Source organism: Sorangium sp. So ce362 (assembly GCF_051519845.1).
Lineage (GTDB): Bacteria > Myxococcota_A > Polyangia > Polyangiales > Polyangiaceae > Sorangium.
Genome location: NZ_CP150332.1, coordinates 4,046,104 through 4,067,842, shown reverse-complemented (window position 1 = coordinate 4,067,842; position 21,739 = coordinate 4,046,104). Strand labels below are relative to the sequence as shown.

Annotated in this window: 13 protein-coding genes; 3 read left to right on the top strand and 10 right to left on the bottom strand. The window is 71.9% G+C overall.

What is annotated here, in order from left to right; genetic code table 11:
- The first annotated feature begins 42 nt into the window (after nt 1-42).
- A complete protein-coding gene (locus WMF17_RS15850; protein ID WP_437650248.1) occupies nt 43-4,176 on the top strand; it encodes a PAAR-like domain-containing protein in 4,134 nt (1,377 codons plus the stop codon).
- Nucleotides 4,177-4,192: 16 nt separating this feature from the next.
- Here WMF17_RS15850 and WMF17_RS15845 read toward each other — a convergent pair whose 3' ends face one another.
- From WMF17_RS15845 to WMF17_RS15825, 5 genes are all read right to left on the bottom strand, one after another.
- On the bottom strand, nt 4,193-5,170 hold the full coding sequence (locus WMF17_RS15845; RefSeq protein ID WP_437650246.1) for a hypothetical protein: 978 nt from the start codon (nt 5,168-5,170) through the stop codon (nt 4,193-4,195).
- 746 nt (nt 5,171-5,916) lie between these two features.
- Nucleotides 5,917-6,489, bottom strand: coding sequence for a hypothetical protein (locus WMF17_RS15840; RefSeq protein WP_437650244.1), 573 nt, complete (start codon nt 6,487-6,489; stop codon nt 5,917-5,919).
- Nucleotides 6,489-9,230 carry a type VI secretion system Vgr family protein gene (locus WMF17_RS15835; protein WP_437650242.1) on the bottom strand — a complete coding sequence of 914 codons (2,742 nt, stop codon included), beginning with the start codon at nt 9,228-9,230 and terminating at the stop codon, nt 6,489-6,491. Before WMF17_RS15835 ends, WMF17_RS15840 begins: the two co-directional genes overlap by 1 nt.
- A 16-nt stretch (nt 9,231-9,246) precedes the next feature.
- Nucleotides 9,247-11,520, bottom strand: a complete 2,274-nt coding sequence (locus tag WMF17_RS15830) for a type VI secretion system Vgr family protein (RefSeq protein ID WP_437650240.1) — start codon at nt 11,518-11,520, stop codon at nt 9,247-9,249.
- 27 nt (nt 11,521-11,547) lie between these two features.
- Nucleotides 11,548-13,773, bottom strand: a complete 2,226-nt coding sequence (locus WMF17_RS15825; RefSeq protein WP_437650238.1) for a type VI secretion system Vgr family protein — start codon at nt 13,771-13,773, stop codon at nt 11,548-11,550.
- Nucleotides 13,774-13,957: 184 nt separating this feature from the next.
- Between WMF17_RS15825 and WMF17_RS15820 the strand changes: the two genes are divergently transcribed.
- Nucleotides 13,958-14,152: a hypothetical protein gene (locus WMF17_RS15820; protein ID WP_437650236.1), complete on the top strand. Its 195-nt coding sequence runs from the start codon at nt 13,958-13,960 to the stop codon at nt 14,150-14,152.
- A gap of 280 nt (nt 14,153-14,432) precedes the next feature.
- Nucleotides 14,433-15,335, top strand: a complete 903-nt coding sequence (locus tag WMF17_RS15815; protein WP_437650234.1) for a hypothetical protein — start codon at nt 14,433-14,435, stop codon at nt 15,333-15,335.
- Nucleotides 15,336-15,438: 103 nt separating this feature from the next.
- On the opposite strand, the gene WMF17_RS15810 is transcribed toward WMF17_RS15815, so the two are convergent.
- From WMF17_RS15810 to WMF17_RS15790, 5 genes are all read right to left on the bottom strand, one after another.
- Complete coding sequence (locus WMF17_RS15810) at nt 15,439-16,494, bottom strand: beta-ketoacyl synthase N-terminal-like domain-containing protein (RefSeq protein WP_437650232.1); 1,056 nt, start codon at nt 16,492-16,494, stop codon at nt 15,439-15,441.
- Nucleotides 16,491-17,522, bottom strand: coding sequence for a DUF2169 family type VI secretion system accessory protein (locus tag WMF17_RS15805; protein ID WP_437602918.1), 1,032 nt, complete (start codon nt 17,520-17,522; stop codon nt 16,491-16,493). Before WMF17_RS15805 ends, WMF17_RS15810 begins: the two co-directional genes overlap by 4 nt.
- 51 nt (nt 17,523-17,573) lie before the next feature.
- Nucleotides 17,574-19,067, bottom strand: coding sequence for a YkgJ family cysteine cluster protein (locus tag WMF17_RS15800; protein ID WP_437650230.1), 1,494 nt, complete (start codon nt 19,065-19,067; stop codon nt 17,574-17,576).
- 110 nt (nt 19,068-19,177) lie between these two features.
- Complete coding sequence (locus tag WMF17_RS15795; RefSeq protein ID WP_437650228.1) at nt 19,178-20,443, bottom strand: DUF1566 domain-containing protein; 1,266 nt, start codon at nt 20,441-20,443, stop codon at nt 19,178-19,180.
- Nucleotides 20,444-20,732: 289 nt separating this feature from the next.
- Nucleotides 20,733-21,410 carry a DNA alkylation repair protein gene (locus tag WMF17_RS15790; protein WP_437650227.1) on the bottom strand — a complete coding sequence of 226 codons (678 nt, stop codon included), beginning with the start codon at nt 21,408-21,410 and terminating at the stop codon, nt 20,733-20,735.
- Between the last annotated feature and the right edge of the window lie 329 nt (nt 21,411-21,739).

Here is a 21,739-nt window from a genome sequence, read left to right as displayed (position 1 = left end):
CAGCTTCCCCTGCCGCAACGCGCGTGAGACCATCGACCTGCAATGGGTAAGGTCACCGCCCTCCACCTGGACACCATCACCGAGAAATCCGGGCATCAGATGACCGGCATGGCGGTGAGCGTATGCCTTACCCCTGCCGCCCCGAGCCCGCTGCCGATTCCCTATCCCACGATGGGAACGGTGGCCGAGGGGATCATCGATCCCTGCATGCGCACCAAGATCGAAGGCGCCAAGATACTCACCGTGGGCGGCTGCATGAAGGCGTGCCACGGCAACGAGCCAGGCACGCTGAAGGAGGTTGTCAGCCTCAACACCGGCGGACCGTGCTTCCCCTGGCTCGGCGCCCCCAACGTGCTCATCGAGCTCGGCATGGCCGGCATCACCGGCAGCATGGGGCAGATGAACAAATCGATCACCGTGGGCGCCGGCGCGAATGCGAGCGGCGCCGGCGGGGGCGGCGGGGGCGGCGCCGGCGCAGGGGGCGGCGCCGGCGGACCGGGCGGCGGTGGACCGCAAGGCGCTGGCAACAGCGGCGAGGGCGGCGGCGGCAGCAACCAGGGCGCGGCCGCGCCCAGCCCGCCAGCGCCCCCAGGCACCGAGGGACAGGCCGCCGGCGGCCACCCCGTCGACGTCGTGACCGGCACGCTGTTCACGGAGCCGGTCGTCGACTTCCAGCTCCCGGGCTTCTTGTGGGTCACACTGATTCGCCACTACAGGACCTCCTCGGTCCCGTTCGACGCCGGCATCGGACGCGGGTGGTCTCACAGCCTGCTCTGGTACGCGGAGCGCCACGGCGACCACCTCGTGCTCGTCGATGAGACGTTCCGTCGGACCGCGCTCGCGCTGCCGGGCGCCGACGAGGTGCTGCTGCTCCCCTACGGGTGGCGCCTCTGGCGCGAACAAGACCGCCTCTTCGTCGATCTCCAGGACGGCGTCATCCGCGTGCTCGCGCCCTCATCGACGCGCGATCGCTGGGAGCTCGCGGAGCTGCGCGACACGAACGGGAACATCGCCGAGGTCCGGTGGCGGGATGGCGAGGTCGTCGAGATCGTCGACTCGGTGGGGCGCCGCGTATGGATCGAGCGCGACGACCGGTTCGCGAGCTGGTGGGTCGTCGCCTCGGATGACCAGGGACGCGAGCACCGGCAGCGCCTCGTCACGTACGAGCTCGACGAGCGCGGGGACCTGGTCGGCACCGTGGACGCGGGTGGAGCCGAGACACGCTACGAGTACGACGAGGACCACTACCTCGTGCGCGAGAAGCGGCCGGACAAGATCCGCTACCATTTCGTCTACAAGACCGTCTTCGGACAGCGGCGCTGCGTCGAGACCTGGGGCGATCTGGAGGGCGAGGACATCCTCGCGGCGCTGGGCGCGCCGGAGGCGAGCTCGCCGGACCGGCCGAAGGGCATCTTTCACACCCGCTTCACGTACGGGCCAGGCCGCCACGACACCACGATGATCGACGCGGGCGGCGGCGTCCATCGCTACTGGGGTAACGAGCTCGGGCTCATCAAGCATTACGTCGATCCGTGCGGGTACGAGACGCACTTCACCTACGACGAGGCTGGACGGGCCATCTCTTCCACCCAGCCCAACGGGCTCCGCTGGTCGCGCTCCTACGACGCCGCCGGCGCGCCCGCGCGCACGAGCGCCAACGAGGCGCGCGCGCAGGTGAGCGTCAAGGACGGCACGCGCGTCAGCCGACTGCCGAACGGGCTGTCCATGACCGAGCGCACGCGCAATGGACGCACGCTCGAGCGCATCGCCCCCTCGGGCGCCGCCACACGCGCATCCTATGACGACCGCGGCAAGAACCGCGCAATCGCGTGGCCGGACGGCTCCACGACCCGCTTCGAGTACGACGCCCACGGCAACGTGCGCGAGGTCGTCGACGCGGCGGGCGCCGTCTGGCAGTACACGTTCGACGTGTTCGGGTTGCCGGTCCGCCTCCGGCTCCCGACGGGCGCCGCCTTCGAGCTGTCCTACGACTCGCGCGGTGACCTCGTCGCGCTCGATGGCCCCGAGGGGCAGCGGACGAGGTGGACGATCGACGCCGCCCAGCACATCGTCGACGTCGAGTGGCCAGGGGGCGGCCGCGAGTCGTTCCGCCATGTCGCCGGCGCGCTCGTCGAGCGCGCGCGGCCAGACGGCGTGCGCATCCGCGCCGGATACGACGCCCTGCTGCGGCTGCGCTGGATCGAGAACCCGGCCGGCGAGCGCCACGAGCGACAGTACGACGGTCGCGGGCGGCTCATCGGCGAGCGGTCGTTCGCGGGCCTCTGGACCCGCTACGACTACGACGGCGGCGATCGGCCCGTCACGATCTCCCGCCCGGACGGGACGTTCGTGCGCTTCGTCCTCGACCACCTCGGCCGCGTCGTCGAACGCCAGCACTCGAGCGGCGAGCGCGCGCAGTTCGAGTACGACGCTTTCGGCGAGGTGCGCCGCGCCTCGAACGCCTCCACGTCGGTGCTCTTCGAGCGTGACGCGCTCGGCCGGGTGGCGCGGGAGGTACAGGAGTGCGGGGGCCATCGCTTCACGGTCGAGTACACGCACGACCTCCTCGGTCGGGTCGTGGCGCGCCGGTTCTCGACCGGGTGGTCGGCGGAGCTACAGCGCGGCATCGGCGGCTGGCTCGACCGGGTCGGGATGCGCGAGGACGAACGCGGCGCGACGCCGCTCGATCTGTCCCTCGAGCGCGACCGCGAGCGCCGCGAGATCGGCCGCTCGCTCGGGGATCTCCGCCTCACCACCGAGCGCAGCCCCCTCGGATTCCCGACGCGCGTCTCGTTGCTGCGCAGGGGAGAGCCCCTGCGCACGCGCGCCTACGCCTGGGACCCGCGCGGCCCCGTCGCCCACATCGACGACGACCGCCACGGCGCGCGAAGCTACGTGCTTGATTCGGTCGGGCGGCCGCTCTCGGTGCGCGGGCTCGGGGCGAACGAGGCCTTCGAGATCGCCCCCCAGGGGACCTCGGTTCCGCGCGGCGCCGGCTGGCGGCTCGGCCCGGGCGGGCGGCCATTGCGCACCACCACCGCCGAGCTCTCCTGGGACGAGCGCGGCCGGCTCGTGCGAAAGGTGACCGGCAGCCCGGCGAGGAGCTGGACGTTCGAGTACGATGCCGACGATCAGCTCGTCGTCGCGCGCTCCGACGCCGGTCAGCGCATCCGCTACGTCTACGATGCCTTCGGCAGGCGCCTCGCGGAGCTCGGCGACGACGGCCGGAGCACGTTCTTCCTCTGGGAGGACGAGTCGCTCGTCGAGGAGGTCGACTCGGGCCATGCGCGATCGGTGAGGCGTGTCTTCGACGATGACGGCTTCACGCCGCTCGCCGAACGCACCGTGGAAGGCCAATGGCGCCTCATCGCCACGGACCTGACCGCGACGCCCTGGCTCTACGCGACGCCGGACGGCGAGATCGCCGACGTCGATCTATCGGCATCGGGCCGCGTCGCGCGCTCGAGCGGCGCGATCGGCGCCCTGCGCTTCGCGGGGCACCGCGCTGACCCGAGGACCGGCCTGCATTACAACCGGTTCCGGTATTACGACCCCGAGCTCTCCGTTTACCTGACGCCAGACCCGCTCGGCTTTCCGGCGTCGTTTCAGGACATCGGGTTCCTGCCCAACACGACCTTCTATCTCGACCCACTCGGTCTCGTCGTCATCATCCAGGGGAGCAACGACAAGGTCATCAACGACTCGGTGGCCATGTACAAGAAGCAGTACCCAGGAGCGACCGTGGTCCAGGGGCATGCGCTGCCGAGCGCTAATCTCGCCGGGGAGGACCACGTGATCGTGATCTCGCACGGCGATCCAGGCTCGATCGAGTGGAACGGCAAGAAGAACAGCATCGGCGGCAAGGAGCTCGGGAAGCAGCTCAACGCGGCCGGATTCAACGGCGCCGCGCCGGGCGCGAAGGTCGAGGTCGCGTCCTGCAACGGCGCCACCAAGCCGTTCTTTGGGCCCAGCATGGCGCAGGGAGTGGCCGACACGACGCTCGCGCCGACCTCGGGCGCCAAGGCAGACAGCCGTATCGGCGCCTATCTCGGCTCGGACATGGTCATCGGGAAGGTCGTGCCTTCCTACGGCGCGACGATCACAAAGCCCGGCCCTCCTGTCCACGAGAAGGTGATCAAGGGCTCCTGGGTGACGGTGGATCCGCGGCCTTTCTAGAGCGGCGCTCTCCCGCTCAGGGAGACTCCACGGGGACGAACGCCGCGCCCGACTGCAGCCACGCAGCGAAGTACGGCGCCTGCGCCCCTGCGCGCCGCAGCGCGAGCAAGAACGGCCCGTCGCACACGAGCTCGCGCCCGCGGCGGCGGCGGCTCTTCACGCCGAGGGCGAGCGCCTCGGATACGAGCCGCGCCCCGCGCTCGTCCACGTCGAGCTCCAGCGTCTGGCACGCGGCGACGAGGGCGCGATCTCCCGGGACGATGGGCCTGCCGAGGAGCTCATGGAAGGACGCGTCGACGCGCAGCGACACGACCGGGACCTGGAGGATGTCGTCGTCCTGCAGCGAGACCTGCCCCCGGAGGCGAGCCCACCGGCCAGGTCCGCGATCGACCGCGTCGAGCGCGTCGTGCGTCGCGTCCGCGAGCGTCGACCACCCGCCCCGGCGGGCGACGACGACCGATGCGCCGCCGCGCCCGCGGAGCTCGATCACGAAGTCGCCCGGAGACTCGTAGCGGTGCACGGTCGCGGCGCCAGCATAGACGCCCGCGCCGGCGCCACCCCAGTGGCCGAAGCACTGCACGCGCGCCTCCCGGAATGAGAGGCCATGGGAACGATCGCGGACGAAAGGCCGCTCGAACGCGATCGTGGCCCGCAGCAAGGCGAACGCCACGAGCGCATGCGCCGGAACGCTCTGCGGCAACAGCCGGGTCTGCTCCTCGCCGAAGCGGCGAGCCAGCTCGGCGCGGATCGTCGCAACCGCCGCGCTACCCTCTCCGGCGCAGACGAACGACTCGGCTGGATCCACGGCGCCGGCAGCGAGGCGAGCGGCTTGGCTGAGGGAGCGAGAGAGCGCCGTGGGTTCGACCAGCACGTCCTCGGATCCGAGCTTCCGCTGGAGCTCCGCCCACGCGAGCACGAACGTCGCGCAGTGGACGAGATCGCGGTCGCCCGGCAGCGCGTGATCGAGTGTCGGGGTCACCAGGGGGGCGATCATGACCTGCTCGTGATGGGTCGTACACCGATCAGTGAGGAGTAGACGAGGCCGCCGTGGGTCGCCAGGCTCACATCGCCGCCACGCTGGAGACGGCTCCCGCGAGAGAAGGGCTCCACCTCGCCGCCGCAAGCTCACCCGACGAGCCCGATTAGCACGTGGATCCGGCCCCGCCCATCGGTTACGCGCGGCTGCGCATCCGTCGAGGGCGGACACGGTCCAGGGGAGGCAGCTGGCAGCCTCCGCGCAACCGGACACGGGCCCGGGGAGGCTGCTGGCAGCCTCCGCTCAACCGGACGCGGGCCCGGGGAGGCAGCCGGCAGCCTCCGCGCAACCGGACACGGTCCCGGGAAGGCTGCTGGCAGCCTCCGCGCAACCGGACACGGTCCCGGGAAGGCTGCTGGCAGCCTCCGCGCAACCGGACACGGTCCGGGGAAGGCTGCTGGCAGCCTCCGCGCAACCGGACACGGTCCCGGAGAGGCTGCTGGCAGCCTCCGCGCAACCGGGCACGGTCCCGGGGAGGCTGCTGGCAGCCTCCGCGCAACCGGACACGGTCCCGGGGAGGCTGCCAGCTGCCTCCGCGCAACCGGCGAGGATCGCCAGCGCACCTCCCCATCGGTGGCACAGTCCATGCTGACAGTCCCCTGACGCCAGGGCTTTCTCCGCTGTCGTTCTCGGGCGGCACGAACTTCGGTTCCGGCGGCGGCGGCGGCTTGTCCGGTCGCCTGAAGCTGCCCTGCGCATCCTGGTCAGTTCAGGCGCAAGAGCCTCCCCACGATCCGGAACAGCCCTCGCGACGCGGCGCTGATCCGACTGCCCACCACCTCGATGTCGCCGTCCTCGCGGATGCGGACCGCGCCCCGGCCGGAGCGCAGCAGCAGCTCCTGCTCGCCCTCGATGGTGATGGTCGCCGCCTTGAGGTGGAGCGCCTTCGGCCGCTGCGTCGTCAGGGCCGCGACGATCAGCGGCGGCGCGCCCTCGCAGAGCTCGACGAGCACCGCGTCGCCGCGGGCGTGCGCGTCGGCGATCACCTCGGGATCGACCTCGGGCGCGACGAGCGCCTCGACCGGCTCCGCCGCGCCCCGCACGACGATCCGCGCCCCCCGCCCCGCGATCGCGGCGACGCGCGCGGTCCGCATCGCGGCGCCGAGCGGCTGCGCGTTCCGCGCCGGAAGCGGCGCCACGGCCGGCTCGGCGAGCACGTCGTCCAGGGTCACGCGCGGCGACTCGGACGCCTCCTCCACCGGGGTCCCGGCGTCCGGCTCCTCGAGCAGGCGCGACGCGCCGGCCTCCCGCGAGCCACCGTCGAATCGAGCCGCCATCACACCTCCGAGACCTTCTTCGGCAGCTGGATCTTCGGCGCCAGGAGGGTCACGAGCGGCGAGCTGATGGTGACGCCGCCGCCGTCGATCACCACCTCGCTGGCGCCGCACTTGAAGACGATCGCGCCCTTCGCCTCCACCTTGTGGAAGGCCCCGATGAACGTCGCAGGTCCCACGGCCTGCACGACGTGCGACCCCTTGAGCTTGTCGACGACCGCGCCGCCCACCATCGCGGTGCGCGAGCCCGTGATCGTCTCGCTCTCGCCCGCGTTGCTGAGGACCACGAGCCCCGTCGCCTTCTCGTTCTTCGAGCCGGTGACGCTCTCCGCGTAGCTGCCGAACGCGACCTGCACCGTCGCGGCGCCGACGTCGATCGTCTTCTTGCCGGTCACGTTGTTGTCGATGTCCTTGATCGCGCCGAGGACCTTCATCGACCCCACGTCCTCCTTGTGGGTGCCCGCGACCTTCGCTGTCGAGTGCCCGGGCCCCTTCTCGCGATCTGTCGCGTCGACGCCATCGACGTTGCCCTCCGGTCCGGCGGCGTTCGCCATCGACTCGCCTCCGCCGCCGCTCGAGTCCATCCCGAGCGCCGAGGCGATCGCCTCCGGCTTGACGAAGACCCGACCGGCGAGGCTGCTGTGCGCCGCGTTCGCGGCGATGGACGCGAGCATGTTGGGAGGGCCGGACCCACCCGGCGCGCCGCCGCCGCCGCCGCCGCCGCCGCCCATCGAGGCCGCGAGCTGGCCCGCGCCGGGGATGCCCGACGCGCCCGCGATCATCGCGGGCATGCGGCTCATGTCCCCGCCGGCGACGGCGCTCATCGCGCCCGCGACCCCCTGCGCCTTCTGGGTCAACGCGTTGATCGGCCCCATCACCTGGTGGATGGCGCCGTCGACCTGCCCCTGGATCGCCGAGATCGCGTTGTTGGCCATGACGCTCGCGAACTGCACAGCCGCCTGCGCCGCGAGGGCGAGCATCGCCTCGAGCGGGTTGCCGTCCATCTCGAGCTGGTTCCCGCCCACCGTGGTCGTCGCGTTGCCCTTCGCCGTCACCGCCGACACCGCGTTCACCTCGACGGTGCGGTTGCCGCCCACGCTGATCGTCTGATCCGCGCCCACCGTGTTCGACGAGCCCTTCGTGATCTTCGTCGTCTGGTTGCCGCCGACCTCGAGGGACGCGTTGTTCCCGATCACCGTGGTCTCGTTGTTGCCGATGTTCTTCTTGGCGTTGTTCGCGGCGGCCGTCTTCATGTCGTGCTGGGCATGCATCATGATCTCCTCGGCGCCCGCCTTGTCCTCGAAGCGGACCTCGTTGGCGCCGCCGCCGCCCGGCGTGCTCGCGGTCCGGATCGCCGTGCGGGTCTTGCCCTCCGGCAGCGCGTACGGCGGCATATAGACGCCGTTGTAGAGCCGGCCGGTGACGATCGGACGGTCGGGGTTCCCCTCGAGGAACTCGACGATCATCTCCCAGCCGATGCGCGGGAGCATCATCGAGCCCGAGGTCTGGAGCTGCGCGACCCGCATCCAGCACGAGGCCTTGTCGTCGGTCGCCTCGCCGCGATCCCAGTGGAACTTGACCTTGCAGCGGCCGTGCTCGTCGGTGTGGATCGCCTCGGGCTGCGCGCCGGCCGGCGCCACCACCGTCGCGGTCTGCGGCCCCTCGATGACCGGGCTCGGCGTGATGCGCCGCGGCCTGTACTTCACGTCGGCCGGCACGAGGCGCGCCCGCGACCTCGATCGCGGCGCGGCGCCCTCGCCGGCGTCGTGGACGAAGGTGTGCGTCACCTCGAAGAGGAAGTACTCGCCGTCGAGCTCACCGGCGTCCGTGATCGTGAGCTTCTGGCCGACCGCGAGGCGCGGGCAGACCGCGTCGATCTCGAGCGTGCGCCGCTCGACCTGCTCCTCCTCGAGCCGGATCTGCGCGAGCCGCTGCCCCTCGCTCGGCTCGACATAGCCGCCCGGATAGTCGTAGCGCGACAGCTCGGCGTGCTCGCTCGACGCCGCTGTCGCCGTGAGGTCGAGCTGCGGCCGCTCGAAGTCGAAGTCGCGGAGCACGAACTCGCCGGAGCGCACCCGCTCGAGCTCGCGGATCGCGTAGATCGCGTCGCGCTCGTCGGCCGCGCTCAGGCCGGTGCGCCGCCGGAGCGGCAGCGCGGGGTCGCCGGGGACCGGCGCGGCCACGGTGCTGTCGTCGTCGAAGACGAGGAGCTCCCCGTCGGAGTCCACCTCGACGAAGCTGTAGATGCCCTCGTGCTCCATGAGCCGCGAGATGAACGCGAGCGCGCTCTCCTGGTACTGCACGCAGTACTCGCGCTTCGGGCAGTCGCCGCTGAGCCGCCACGCGACCCGCGCGACCCCGTGGTCCTCGAGGACCTGCTGGGCGATCTCCTTGGCGCTCATCTCCTGGAAGATGCGCGAGTCGACGCTGCGCGCGAGGAGCGCGAGGGAGGAGACGACGCGCACGGCGTAGCGCGCGCCGATCGCCGCCATGCCGAGCTCGGTGGAGCCGATCGAGGTCGCCGCCTCCACCGTGCCGGCGATGACCCGCGGCGCCTCGCCGGGCGCGCCGAAGGAGAGCACCGCGCCCTTCCCGATCATCGCGTCGAGCTCCTGGAACATGTGGAGGATCACCTCGACGTCGAGCACGAGCGGCCTGCCCGCCTCGTGGATCGACTCGAAGCGGAGCACCCGGGCGGCGGGGATCTCCTCGATCGTGAAGTGCGCAATCGTCTCGCGTGCCACGTTCGCCTCCTGCTCCTCAGTTGTCGAGCACCAGCGCGGCGGTGTCGGCGACGTCGCCGTCGAGCTTCGCCGACAGGCCGAGGATCGCGACGCTCGCGGGCGTCAGCGACACGATCGACGCGCCCATGACCAGCGTGAGCGCGCCGGTCGCCTCGAAGACGACGTTGTTCGCCTTGACGATCTGCGCGCCCCCCGCGAGCTCGGTGTAGGCGCCGAGCGAGCTCTCCACGCGATCCCCGTTGGCGACGTTGACGATCGCGCCGCCGACCTTCACGTTCATCGATCCGCCGACCTGGACGCCGCGCCCGGCCTTGACCGCGATCACCTTGGCGCCCGTCGCCGTCTCGCTCCGGTCGCCCTGCACCGTCACGGAGCGGTGGCCCAGCGCGAGCTCGACGAGCGCCGCGCCGACCTCGTGGTTGAAGGCGGCCAGGGTCTGATCCGTGACCGAGCCGACCACGAGGTCGATCTGGTTGCCGGAGACGTCGAGCGTGCTGTCGCCGGTGACGTCGCGCTTGTGATCCCCGCCGACCTTCATGTCGCGGTTCCCGCCGATCGAGAGCGTATGGTCGCCGCCGATGTCGTCCACGTGGAAGGTCTCCACCTTCATCGACTGGTTGCCCGAGACCGAGATCTTCTGGTTGGCCCCGACGCTGCTCGTCATGCTGTTCGTGACGTTCGTCGTCTGGTCCGCGCCGATCGTCTTCGTGTGGTTGTTGCCGATCGACTCGGTGGCGTTGTTCTTCACCTCGGTGGACATGTCCTTCGAGGCGTTGATGAACATCTCCTCGCCGCCCTTCGTATCGGACATGCGGAGCTCGTTGCTGCTGCCCCCGCCCGGCGTCGTCGCCGTCTGGAGGGAGCTCTTCCCCGCCTCCTTCGGCAGCGCGTAGGGCGGCGGCGTGAGCGCGTTGTACATCCGGCCCATCACGAAGGGCCGGTCCGCGTCGCCCTCGACGTGGCGCACCGTGACCTCCCAGCCGACGCGCGGCAGCAGCATGGAGCCGCCGATCGGCACCTGGCTCGTGCGGATCCAGCGGCTCGACGTGTCGTCCTTCTTGCCGGATCGATCCCAGTGGAAGGAGACCTTCACCTGCCCGCTCGCGTCCGTGTGGATCTCCTGCCCCGAGGGCCCGGTCGTCATCGCGGTCTGCGCGCCCGGGATGACCTGCTCGCGGGCGCGCCGCGGGGGGCTGTAGCGCGTGGTCCCGGTCGGCACGCCCCAGAACTCGCAGACGAAGCGCAGGTCGCGCGCGCCCTCCTGCGCGCCGGCGCCGCCGGAGAGCTCGAAGCTCCGCGGCCGGCTGCCGGCGATGCGCGAGCGGACCACGAGGTACTCCTGGTTGAGCGGGTCGTAGGGGTGGCCGCCCACCGAGAAGCGCCGGCCCGGGAGCAGCGCGAGCGAGCCGGTCTCGCCGTGCACGACGTCGCGCTCGGCCTGCACGGCGTCGAGCAGCACCCTGGCGAGCCGCTCCGCCCCGCTCACGTCGGCGGTGCGCGCCGGATAGTCGTAGATCTCGAGCACGTGCTCCCCGGGGTCGCTCCCCTCGGCCGACGCCTCCAGCTTGAGCGACGGCTTCTCCGGGTCGTAATCGCGGACGAACACCTTGTCGCTCCGCACCGAGACCTCGCGGGAGAGGCGCACCACGCGATCCGCCGAGCCCTCCACGCCGAAGTCCTGGGAGAACGGCAGCGAGGTCGCGCCCTCGATGTCCTCGAGGCCGGTCGGCGAATCGCCGAAGACGGCCACGTCCGACTCGTCCTTCGTGTGGATCGCGAAGTAGATCCCCTCCTCGGCGAGGAGGCGGTGGACGAAATCGAGGTCCCGCTCGCGGTACTGGACCGTGTAGACCCGCGCGGGGTGCGGCTCGGTCAGGCGCCAGTCCTGCTGGCTCGCGGGCACACCCGCGCTCTCCAGGACCTCCTTCGCGATGTCGACAGCGCTCTTCTCCTGGAAGATCCGGCAGTCGGCGCGCTGCGCCAGGTTCCATAGCGCCGGCGCGACGTGGACCCGCAGCGTGGGCACGTCGTCGGGGTCGGGCAGGAGCTCGGCGAGGACGATGGTCCCCGCGAAGGTGCGGGTCTGCGTGTCGTCGCTGCGCGACAGCGTGAACACCGCGCGCTTGCCGAGGACCTCCTTCGGCCGCGGGAGCGCCGCCTCGTCGTCGAGCAGCTCGCATTCCAGGCGGGTGAGCTCCGAGAGCTGCTCGGCGAGCTCGAAGCGCAGCACCCGGTAGATCTTGCCCTCCACGCTGACGGAGGGGATGGCGAGGATATGATGATCAGCCACTCTTCACCTCACAGGCGCCCCTGGACCTCACGAGCCGAGCTTCATCGACGCGCCCATCTTGACCACCAGCGCGCCCTTGACCGCGATCTTGGCCCCCTTGATCACGATGGGTCCGCCGCCGAGCTTGAGCTCGCTGCCGCCGCCCTTGAAGGAGCCGACCGCGCCGAGGAGCGTGATGAGCGGCGCCTGCACCACGAAATCGCCGTTCAGCTTCTGGTAATGGAGACCGCCCACGAGGTTCGTGACGCCGGCCGCCACATGGGAGAGGGAGCCCTTCGTGAGGTGGAGCTCGGCCGCGAGCGACGTCTGGTCCTTGTTCGCCGAGATCTGCTCTCCGTGGCTGCCGTTGATGAGCTGCACCTTCACGGCGCCCACGGTCTCGGTCATGCCGCCGAGGACGTTGTCGTTGATGGAGGCCAGGCTGCCCGAGAGCTGCAGCGCGCCGACCTTGCGGCTCATGTCGCCGGTGATCGACTGCTCGATGCCGTTCGAGATCGTGATCTGGTTCCCGCTCACCGTGTAGGCGCGGTTGCCGGTGATCTTCTCGACGTAGTTGCTGATCGCGTTGGTCGTGTCGTTGCCGCCGATCGAGATGCTCTGGTTGCCCGTGATCTTGTGCGAGAGCACCGCGCCGACGTCGAGCGATTGATCGCCGGCCACGGAGATCGACTCATCGACCTTGACCGACCGGGAGCCGTTCACGCTGATGTGCTGCTCCTCGTTGACCGCGACCTCGTCGACCCTGTCATTCTTGACGGTGACGTTGAGGTCCTTCTGGGCGTGGACGCCGAAGCCCTGGCTCCCCGAGCTGTCGGACATGCCGATCTCGTTATGGCCGCCCGCGCCCGGCGACGACATGCTCTTGAGCGTCCCGGAGGCCTTGGCGGCGGGGAGCGACTGCGGGGGCGTCTTCTCGGCGTTGTAGGTGCGCCCGAGGGCGAGCGGCCGGTCCGGGTCGCCGTCGAGGAAGGCGACGGAGACCTCCCAGCCGACGCGGGGGAGGACCATCGAGCCGCCCATAGCGACCTGCGAGACGCGCAGCCAGCAGCTCGCCGTGTGGTCCTGCTGGCCTTGCCGGTCCCAGAAGAAGCGGACCTTGATGCGGCCGTATCTGTCGACGTGGATCGCCTGCTCCTGGGTGCTCGACCCCGTGACGACCGCGGTCTGGATGCCGCGGATACGCGGCCTCCGCGCGCGGCGCTCGGCCGCGAAGGGCGCGCCCTTGGGGACGCCGCGGAAATGGTTCTCGACGTCGTAGTTCGTGTCTCCGCCGGTGAGCGTCTGGTTGCCGCGCGAGCGCAGGTGGGTGACCACGAACTCGCCGTTCAGGCACGGCTCCGCGGCGCCCTCGACGAGGAACGGCTCGCCCACCTTGAGCCCGGAGGCGCGGCTCTCGCCCTCGCACACGTCGGCGTCGGCGGAGAGCTCGCGCATGCGGGCGTCGGCGCGGCGCGCGCCCACGCTCCCCTTGGTGAAGCCGCCGGGGTACTCGAAATAGGGCAGGTCGAGGGCCTCCTTGCGGGGCAGCGAGGACTCGGGCTTCACGTCGGGCTTCTCGAAATCGTAGTCCCGGAGAACCACGCGATTCGTGCGCAGCGCGCGCGTCCTCGTGAGCCTGGCGAGCGGCAGGCTCCCGGGGAGGCCGCCCTGCGCCATCCGGAAGAGCACCGGCGTGCCCTCCTCGACCGCGAAGGAGGCGGGGTCGTCGGTGATGATCATCGTGTGCCCGTCGGCCTCGTGCCGGAAATAGTAGAAGAGGCCGTTGTCCTCGAGGAGGCGTGAGACGAAGTTGAGGTGCGACTCGCGGTACTGGACGATGAACTCGCGCGGCTCGTACTCCTTCGCGTTCCGCCACGCGACCTTGTCGCCGAAGCCCGCCTCCTCGAGGACCGTCTGCACGACCTGGACGACGCTCTTCTCCTGGAAGATGCGGCACCCCTCGCGGTGCGCGAGGGCCGCGAGGGCGGGCCGCAGGCGGACGTCGAACTGGCGGGCCTCGCCCACGATGCGCGCGAAGCCGGCGCGGTCGACGATGCCGTCGAACAGGCGCTCGTTGCCGGCGGTGTCGACGACGCGCAGGCAGAGGCGGCTGCGCAGGCAGTCCTCGACCCGGAAGGCGGCGTCCATCGTCGCGAAGCGCACCTCGACCGTGTAGGGGGTCGAGACGGCCTCGACGGCCTCGAAGCCGGTCACGGCGGTGTCCGCGGGGATCTTGTCGCCCTCGAGGGAGAAGGTGGCGAAGGTGGCGGCCATCGGGGCCATGCTAGGCGATCGGCGGGCGGCGCCAAGCCCCGCGCCGGGCCGCGGCGCGGAACCGACGCGGGGAAAGCGGCGTGGGGTCGGATTTTTCGGCGCTCGGAGCGCAGGGCGGCGCGTGACGGTTTCCTGCCCACGCACCGATGAGGAGAGCCCTGCGCCGGAGTCTAAGCCTGAGCCTTTGAGCAACGACATGAGCATTGAGCACGTGATGTTCACGACGCGGATCACCCGACCCCGCCGGCAGCGAGCTCGGGAGCGGGATATTGATGCGCTCGCCCGCGACCTCGATTCGGCAGCACCTCGGCCACGCTGCGAGGAAACGGCCGCGCTTGCGCGGGCTGCGGCGGTTGAACAGCGCAACAGCGTCGGGTAGCCTCGATCTCAACCCGATGCCACCCCGAAATTCTGATACGGGTACACGGTCGCCGTCGCGGTCGCCGTCTCCGGCCGGCGCGACGGGGCAACCCCATCCAGCGACCGTGGTGCAGCAGAGACCCTCACCCCCTGCGACGGCGGGCCAGCCTCGCGCCGCGACGGGCGCGCAAACACCTCATCCGGCCACCGCCGCCCGCTCACCGCGCCCTCCCCACCCGGCGACGGTCGCCCAGCCGGCGGCGGGCGCGAGGCGTCCCCCACACCCCGCGACCGTCGGTGTGGCGCAGAAGCAAACCGCGCTCCGGGGGCCCGCGCGACCGCTCCCCCATCCAGCCACCGTCGCGCAGGCGCGCCCGGCGTTCGGGCGAGCGGCAAACGTCGGTCCGGGCGCACGCGGCGACGCGGCCGAGCCCGCGGTCGCGCAGCCCATCGGCCTCGCCGTCGGCGGCCTCGCCGTCGCGGCAGGCGCCGGCTACCTGCTCTACAGGTGGTTCACCGGGAGCCGGTGGGTCCAGGGCGTGAGAACGCAGCGGCTCGGCGTCGCCGTCCCCGGCGCGCTCGCAAACGCGATGGCCGGGGCCACCGCCGCCGAGATCCGGCAGAACCTCGTGGGGCTCACCACGGTGCGGCTACCGGCGTACATCGACGGGCTGTCGGCGTACAACGGCCAGTTCAACGGAGCCAATTACCTCAGGACGAACAACTGGGCCAGCGGCGGAGCCGCGGACCCCCTTACCGGCCTCCGCACCCTGGACGACGTGGCCGTGAGGGCCTTTTTCATCGCGCTCTTCGAGAAGGTGAGGGTCATGACCGCCTCCCGGTTCTCGAGGGCAGACCTGTTTCACGGTCACATCAACCGATGGAACGGCGACGTCATCATCGTGTTCCACGCGAAGGAGTACCCGTCGGACCTGGAGCCGAACAAGTCGCAGTTCGCGGCGCAGATCGAGGGGATCCCCGCGTTCGACAGGCACGATCCCGCGTTCAGGTTCAGGAACGCCGTGTACTCGTTCAACCGGAATGCGGTCGACTCCCTCGACACGCCGAACGTCGGAGCGCACCCGGTGTACGGCGCCTTGATCCGCGACGGCTACACGCTGGCGGAGGAGCAGATGGGCACGCCGGTCGCGGGGATCAACTACTTCCCGGGCGAGAGTCCGGATCTGCTCTTCCTGAAATGACGCGGCGGCTCGCCCGCGCGAGCGCCGCCGTCGGGTATCCTTTGTAGTTCGAATTCCTCCCCATCACAGAATCAGGAGCGAACCTCGGCGATGCACACCGCCGTCAGCCTGCCGCCGCGACCACCATCGCCGCGCGCTCCCCGCCGTCGCTCCCCGCGACGGAGACCGCGCACGGGTGCGGCGCGAACCCGCGCGTGAACGCCTCCGACGCGATGGCGAGGTGCAGCGGCATGGCCGCGGCGCCGAGGTGGCCTATCCGCTGGGCGGGGCTCTCCACCTGCTGCGGGTCGCAGAAGAGGTGCTGTGTGCGCACCGAGGCGGCCTGGAGCTCGAAATGGCGGAACGTCTCGAACGTCAGGTCGGTGAGCATCCAGCCGGCGCGCAGCCCGCGCTCGGACAGCGGCGCGAGCGCGGAGCGGAGCGCGGCGGTGAGGCCCGCGGCCTGGAACGCGGACTCATCGTTGTCCGGGCGCGCCCGCTCGTGCGCTGTCGCCACGCCGACGATCTGCCCCTGCTCGCGGAGGAGCGCGCGGCGCGCGACGTCGGGGCGCATGAGCACCACGAACGCCGCGCACTCCCCGGGGATCAGCGCGTCGAGGTTGTCCGGCCGGAAGATCCGGCCCGCGGCGTCGAGCGCGGCGATGCGCGCGGGATCGTAGTCGGTGTGCACGCCGCCGAGCAGCGCCGCGTCGATCGCGCCACGCCCGAGCGCGTCGCACAGCTCCGGCAGCACGAGCCCCGCCGCGGCGGGGCCGCGCGTCGAGACCTTGACCGCGAGCTCCGGCGCGTGCGCCTGCGCCCGCGCGGCGAGCTCGACGGCGAGCCACTGCGCCGGGGCCTCCCCCCCGGGCGGCCGCTGGCCGAGGTGCTCGTCCAGGCACAGGGTCATCTGCATCCGCAGCCCCCGCGCCGCGGGGCCGAGCTTCTCGAGCGCCTCGCCGAGCGCGCGCGCCGCGAGCAGGGCGGCGCGCGGCGTCCCCGTGACGAGCGGATCGAGCGTGGGGAGGAAGCACATCGTGACCGGCTCGCCGGTCCCATCCACGAGCGGCGCCTCGCGCATCGCCGCGGCCGCGGCGCGGTGCGAGAAGGCGGTGTCGATCGAGCGCAGCCCGACGGGCGTGACCGCGCCCGCGGCCACCATGACGGCGAGCGGCCTCACGCTCGCCCCCGCTCGCGCACGATCACGCGCGCGTCCTTCATCCGCCGCGGCGCCTTGACGTGCGCGCGCCAGACCATCTCGACGGCCACCGGCTTCTGCGGGCCGGTGGCGTAGAGATCGACGAGCACCGTGTCGAGGTGGGGCGCGAAGCCGACCGGCGCGCGGTCCTTCACCTGGAACTCGATCTCCACCTGCACCCGCGGGAGCTCGAAGCTGAGCGCCCCGTCGGGCGTCAGGTTGAGCACCCGCACCGGCTCGCCGCCCGCGAGCGGCGGATCCGCGATCAGGCCCGGCGAGGCGCAGAGGTTGTAGCGAGGGTCGAAGTCCTCGGGCAGCAGCGGCGCGCGGAGCTCTCGCCAGGTCGCGTCGTAGGTCCCGGCGTACCGGCGGCGCGGCTCCCAGTGCCGGCCGACGACCCCGATCCCCGCGGGCGGCGGCGCGGTCTTCGCGGTCCGGATCGGGTACGCGGGGTCCTCGATGTTCGGCGCCGGCTGATGGGTGAGCGATGCCGGCGCGCGCGTGACGCCCATGCCGATGGGGTTGCGCGGCTCCTCGACGAGCGCCGCGGGATCCTCGTCGTCCCTCCCGCCCCAGGCGTGGTCGTAGCGCATGTCGATCTCCTCGATCGGCGCCGGCGCGGTGAGGCCGGCGCCCCTGTCCACCCAGAGCCGCCTGCCGAACACGACGAGCGACTTTCTGAGCGGGCCGACCTCGACGCGCACGTCGAAGGAAGGCACCGCCCTGCCGCTCGGCGCGTACGCCCGGGCCACGAAGATCACGTCGGTGGCCGGCTTGAAGAGGCACACGTCCGCCGGGTACGCGATGCTCTCCGGCTTGTCCTCCTCCCAGGGCAGATCGGCGAAGCGGACCCCGCGCGCGCGCTCGGGCGGCGACAGCTCGAAGCCGCCGTCTTCCTGGAGCTCGAAGCTCGCCTTGACGATGGCGACGAGCTTCTCGCCGTCCCGATCGACGAGGAGCTGCGGGTGCGCGGCGAAGTCCGTCTTGTTGTCGAGCGGGGGCTGGTCCATCGCTGGCGCATTATCGACAAGTTCGGCGGCCGTGTCTCTCCAGCGGCGCGCTCACCGCGCCCCGGCCATCTCGACGGCGTAGGCGTCGAGCCCGTGGCCGCGCAGCATGGCTTCGACGAGGGCGAGCGGCTCGGCGCAGGCCGGATCGTCCGCGTCCGCCCCGGCGACGATCACCGGCAGCGCCCGCGCCACGACGAGCCGCGCCGCGCGATCGCGCAGCGCGAGCGAGAGCGGCAGCGCCCCGAGCAGGCGGTGGCCGTGCAGCGCCGCGCGGAGGTAGAAGCGCTCGCGGTCGGGGGCGCGCACGGGCGCGAGGAGCAGCGCGCCGAGCAGGTCGGGCTCGGCCAGCGCGAGGGTCGCGGCCGCGATCCACCGGGTGGCGCGCCGGGCGAGGTCCCGCTCGCTGCGCCAGGCGGCGTCCTCGCGCGCCCGCCGCGCCGCGCGCCCGTGGAGCGCGGCGAGCCACGGCCCGAGCGCCGCCGGAGCCAGCGCCTCGGGCCGCTCGAAGCGCGCGATGGCCCCACCCGTGAGCCCCTCGGCCTCGACGGCGTCGGCGAGCGCAAAGAGGCCCGCGGCCACGTCGGGCGGCGGCGCCGCCGCGGCGAGCCGCCGCGACCACGCGACGAGCTCGGCCCGCGCCGCGGTCACGCCGGGCGCCACCGCGGCGCGATCCGGCAGCCGCGCGACGTCGATGCGCCCGTCCAGATCGCCCCGCACCCGCAGCCGCGGATCGAGCAGCGGGGCGCCGCCGGGGCGGCCCGCGCTGGCCAGCACGCAGGCGCACTCCACGGCGACCGAGACCCGCACCGACTCGCCGTCGTCGACGAAGCTGACCGGGAAGGTCCGGCACCCGAGCGGCTTGGCCTCGGGGCCGCCGAGCGCGTGGAGCGCGCAGCGCCCCTCGCCCTCCAGGTAGGCGCACCGGCCGTCCCGCATCGCCACCACCGACGCCGCGCACGGCCACGTCCCGCGCTCCGGCATGAAGGCCAGCTCGTGCCGGGCGCCGCCGCTCAGCACGTCGGGCCGCAGCGCCCGCGCCCGGGCCGCCTCCTCGGGGTCGAAGAGGATCGAGGCGTAGATCCGGCAGCAGCTCCCGCGGCCGTCGCAGTGCAGGGTGAAATCGGGCAGCACCTCCAGCGGGCGCTCGCGGGCATCGCGCTCCTCCGGCGCGGGCGCGGGCGACGCGGGCGCCCCCGACGCGGGCGCTCCCGACGCAGGCGCCCCCTCCGCCGGCGCCGACCGCGCCGCGTCCTCGCCGGTGTCGTCGGCCTCGAGCAGGCCCGCGGCGTGGAGCTGCGCCAGGAAGGCCTGCACCGCGGGCACGCGCGCGTGCGCGCCCTCGCGGGCGGCCGCGATCGCGATGCCCTCGACGTCGCGCGTCCCGTCGGCCGCGGAGAGCAGGACCCACTCCCGCGGGCCGAGCTGGAGCAGCTGCCCGGAGCGGAGGTCGTGCAGGATGACGCGCTCCTCCTCGCCGACCAGGTGGCGCCGCGCGAGCACGTGGGCGGCGAGGCGAGGGCGCGCCGGCAGCGTGCTCGGGCTCACCCGGGCACGCTAGCCGACGCCGGCGGCGGCGCGCCACCGAAACGAGGCGCGCCGGCCGCCGCGGCTCGGCCCTGCCCGCCCGGGGCGCGCCGCGGGCAGGGCCGGCGACGTCAGCGCACGCACTTCACCCATGCGGCCGTGAAGTGGTTCCACTTGCCGCTGGCTCCGGCGTTGAACCCGGTGAAGCCGTCGTCGAAGTTGAGCGCCCACGCCGCCGAGGCGTTCCCCACGGCGGCGTGAGAGCCCCAGTACCAGTCGTTGCTGCGCGCGCCGTACTGCGTGTCCGGGAACATCGTCCGGTGGATCGACGGCGCCACCTGGGCCTCGTCGACCAGGGTCGCCAGCTCCCGGATGCTCGGCAAGCGCCAGGCGTGATCGTTGAGGCCGAGCATCGCGCAGTAGCTCTCCGCCTCGGCCCAGGTCATCGTGGCAGGCGAATAGCCCTGCTGCCAGACGAGGCCTGTGTACTTGTCCATCACCTCACCGGGCGATACGACGGTGTACTGGTCGGGCGGAGGCACGGCCGGGCTGCTCGGCGCCTCCCCCTCGCCGTTGCCCCGCACGCAGCGCAGGCTCGCCGCGGTCGCCTTGGAGTAGGCGTTGCTGACGATCCCGTCGCTCATGTTGAAGGCCCACGCAACGTCGCGACCGGCGCCGGCGCCTGCCTGTCGGATCGTGAGGATCCAGTCGGAGGACGTCTTGTGGAAGCCCCCCCGCGCCCCCGGGAATGCGGCCCTGTCGATGGCCGGGCTCCGGGTGAAGTCCACGATGGACGTCATCTCGATGCGCGTCGGCAGGCGCCAGTCCGAGAATCCGCCGAGCGTCAGGTTATCGCAATAGCTGATCGCCTGGTCCCACGTGTACGCCTCGGCGGGAGGGCTTTGCTGCCACTCGAGGCACGTGACGTTGTCGCGCACAACGCCGTCCCCCACCTCGGTATAGCTCGCGGGGTTGGGCAGGTCGCTGCCCGCCGGATTGGGCATCGGCCAGCACGCCCACTTGTGCGTGCCGCAGGCCGCGGCCCTGCTGCACGTGTCGGGCGCGCCGCCCGCGCCGCCGCCCGGGCCGCCGCCGCCCTCGCCCGGGCCGCCGCCGCCCTCCCCCGGCGCACCGCCGCTCGCGGTGCTCCCCGCGCCGCCGGCCCCGGCGCCCGTCTCGGAGCCTCCGCCTGTCGCGAGCGCGCCGCCCGTCCCCGACGCACCGCTCTCCGTGAAGGGATCGCCCCGGTCGCCGCCATCCACGCCCGTCCCCGCGTCCCCGCTGGAGCACGCAGCGGCCGCGAGCGCCACGCCGAGCACGACCCCCGTCCTGGCACGCGCTGCCGTGACGGACGTCGCCAACGTCGCGTGAAGGACCCACCGCTTCCTTCGATTCACAGGCACCTCCGTACACTCAAGCCAAAGCCGCAAGATAAAATGTTCGGACCGCACCAGCCTATCACACGCTGCGCGATCATCGTCGATGCACGCAGCGGAAGCAGGGCCTATTTGGGGCGATCGACAGAAACATCCAGCGCTGTCACCTCAACCCATCTCCGATGTTCCGTGTCGCATGCCTTCCGCGCTTTCTAGCGCACTGGCCAGCGAGGCGGACGCCGAGCGGAGGGGTTGCCGTCCCCGTCGGCTCCAGCGCGGGGGCCGTGTACTTCATCGCGCGCCGACCCGCTCACCGGCCCCGCGTCTTCTCGGCCTTTTGCCGCCGCACCATCTCCGCGATCCAGACCGGCGCGAACGGCGGCGTGCAGCCCGGCGATGCCGGGTAGTCCTTGAGCACCTCGAGCCGCTCGCCCATGGCGATTGCGCGGGCGCGCAACCCGGGGTTGCGGATGCCGATCTCGGCGAGGCAGTGGTTCATCGACCACTGCTTCGGGCCCGGCGCCGCCTTCATCTCCGCCTCGATCTGGTCGAGCAGCGCGGGGAGATCGAGGCCGGCAGGGCTCTTCACGACGCGGTCCGTCGTCAGGCTCCAGCCAGCGCGCCCGACCAGCTCGCTCGCGGAGTCCTTCCAGCGGACACGCAGCTCCTCGACGTGGCGCGACGCCTTCACCACGTTGACGATGAACCAGTCGAGCAGCTTGGGGTAGCCGATCTCCCGGACCATCGCGTCCAGCTCGTCCGCCGAGAAGGCCTTCGGCTTGAACACGAGCGTCGCCAGGAGGCGGGCGTCGGGATCCCCGGTGCGCCACAGCTCGCCGGCCAGGGCGTGGTCCGTCTTCAGCTGCTTCGCGAGCGCGCGGAGCTGGGTGAGGTTCACGCCGTGGGCGTCTCCGGCGCGGGCGTTGACCTCGCGCATCTTCTCGTTGCCCAGCGCGGCGAGGTCCCGCATGACGTCGGTGAGGTTCATGGATTGGAGCTAGCCGTATCCGCGGGCATCGTCCAGCGACGCGGCGTCGCCTCGGGTTTGAACCTCCTTCTCCCCAGGCGCGTCTGGTAAGCTCAGCACCGATGCCTCTGGACCCTGTACGAGCGACAGAGCTTGTCAGTTGTCGACGATTCAGGTCCCTCGACCTGAAATACACACTTGACGAAACCGAACCCCTCTCGGAATCCGAGCGCTACATCCTCGAAGCACTGAGCATGGCACTCGAACGACTCATCGCTCTTCGGAGCGACCCGGACCATCAGCTCAGCGAGCTTCGGCAGAGCGTGCACGCCAGACTCCGAGCGACGCCC

What these genes read in the sequence shown, in the direction of transcription:
- WMF17_RS15825 (WP_437650238.1), bottom strand. Translation starts at nt 13,773, where the DNA reads ATGGCCGCCACCTTCGCCACCTTCTCCCTCGAGGGCGACAAGATCCCC.
- WMF17_RS15840 (WP_437650244.1), bottom strand. Translation starts at nt 6,489, where the DNA reads ATGGCGGCTCGATTCGACGGTGGCTCGCGGGAGGCCGGCGCGTCGCGC.
- WMF17_RS15805 (WP_437602918.1), bottom strand. Translation starts at nt 17,522, where the DNA reads ATGGACCAGCCCCCGCTCGACAACAAGACGGACTTCGCCGCGCACCCG.
- WMF17_RS15845 (WP_437650246.1), bottom strand. Translation starts at nt 5,170, where the DNA reads ATGATCGCCCCCCTGGTGACCCCGACACTCGATCACGCGCTGCCGGGC.
- WMF17_RS15850 (WP_437650248.1), top strand. Translation starts at nt 43, where the DNA reads ATGGGTAAGGTCACCGCCCTCCACCTGGACACCATCACCGAGAAATCC.
- WMF17_RS15790 (WP_437650227.1), bottom strand. Translation starts at nt 21,410, where the DNA reads ATGAACCTCACCGACGTCATGCGGGACCTCGCCGCGCTGGGCAACGAG.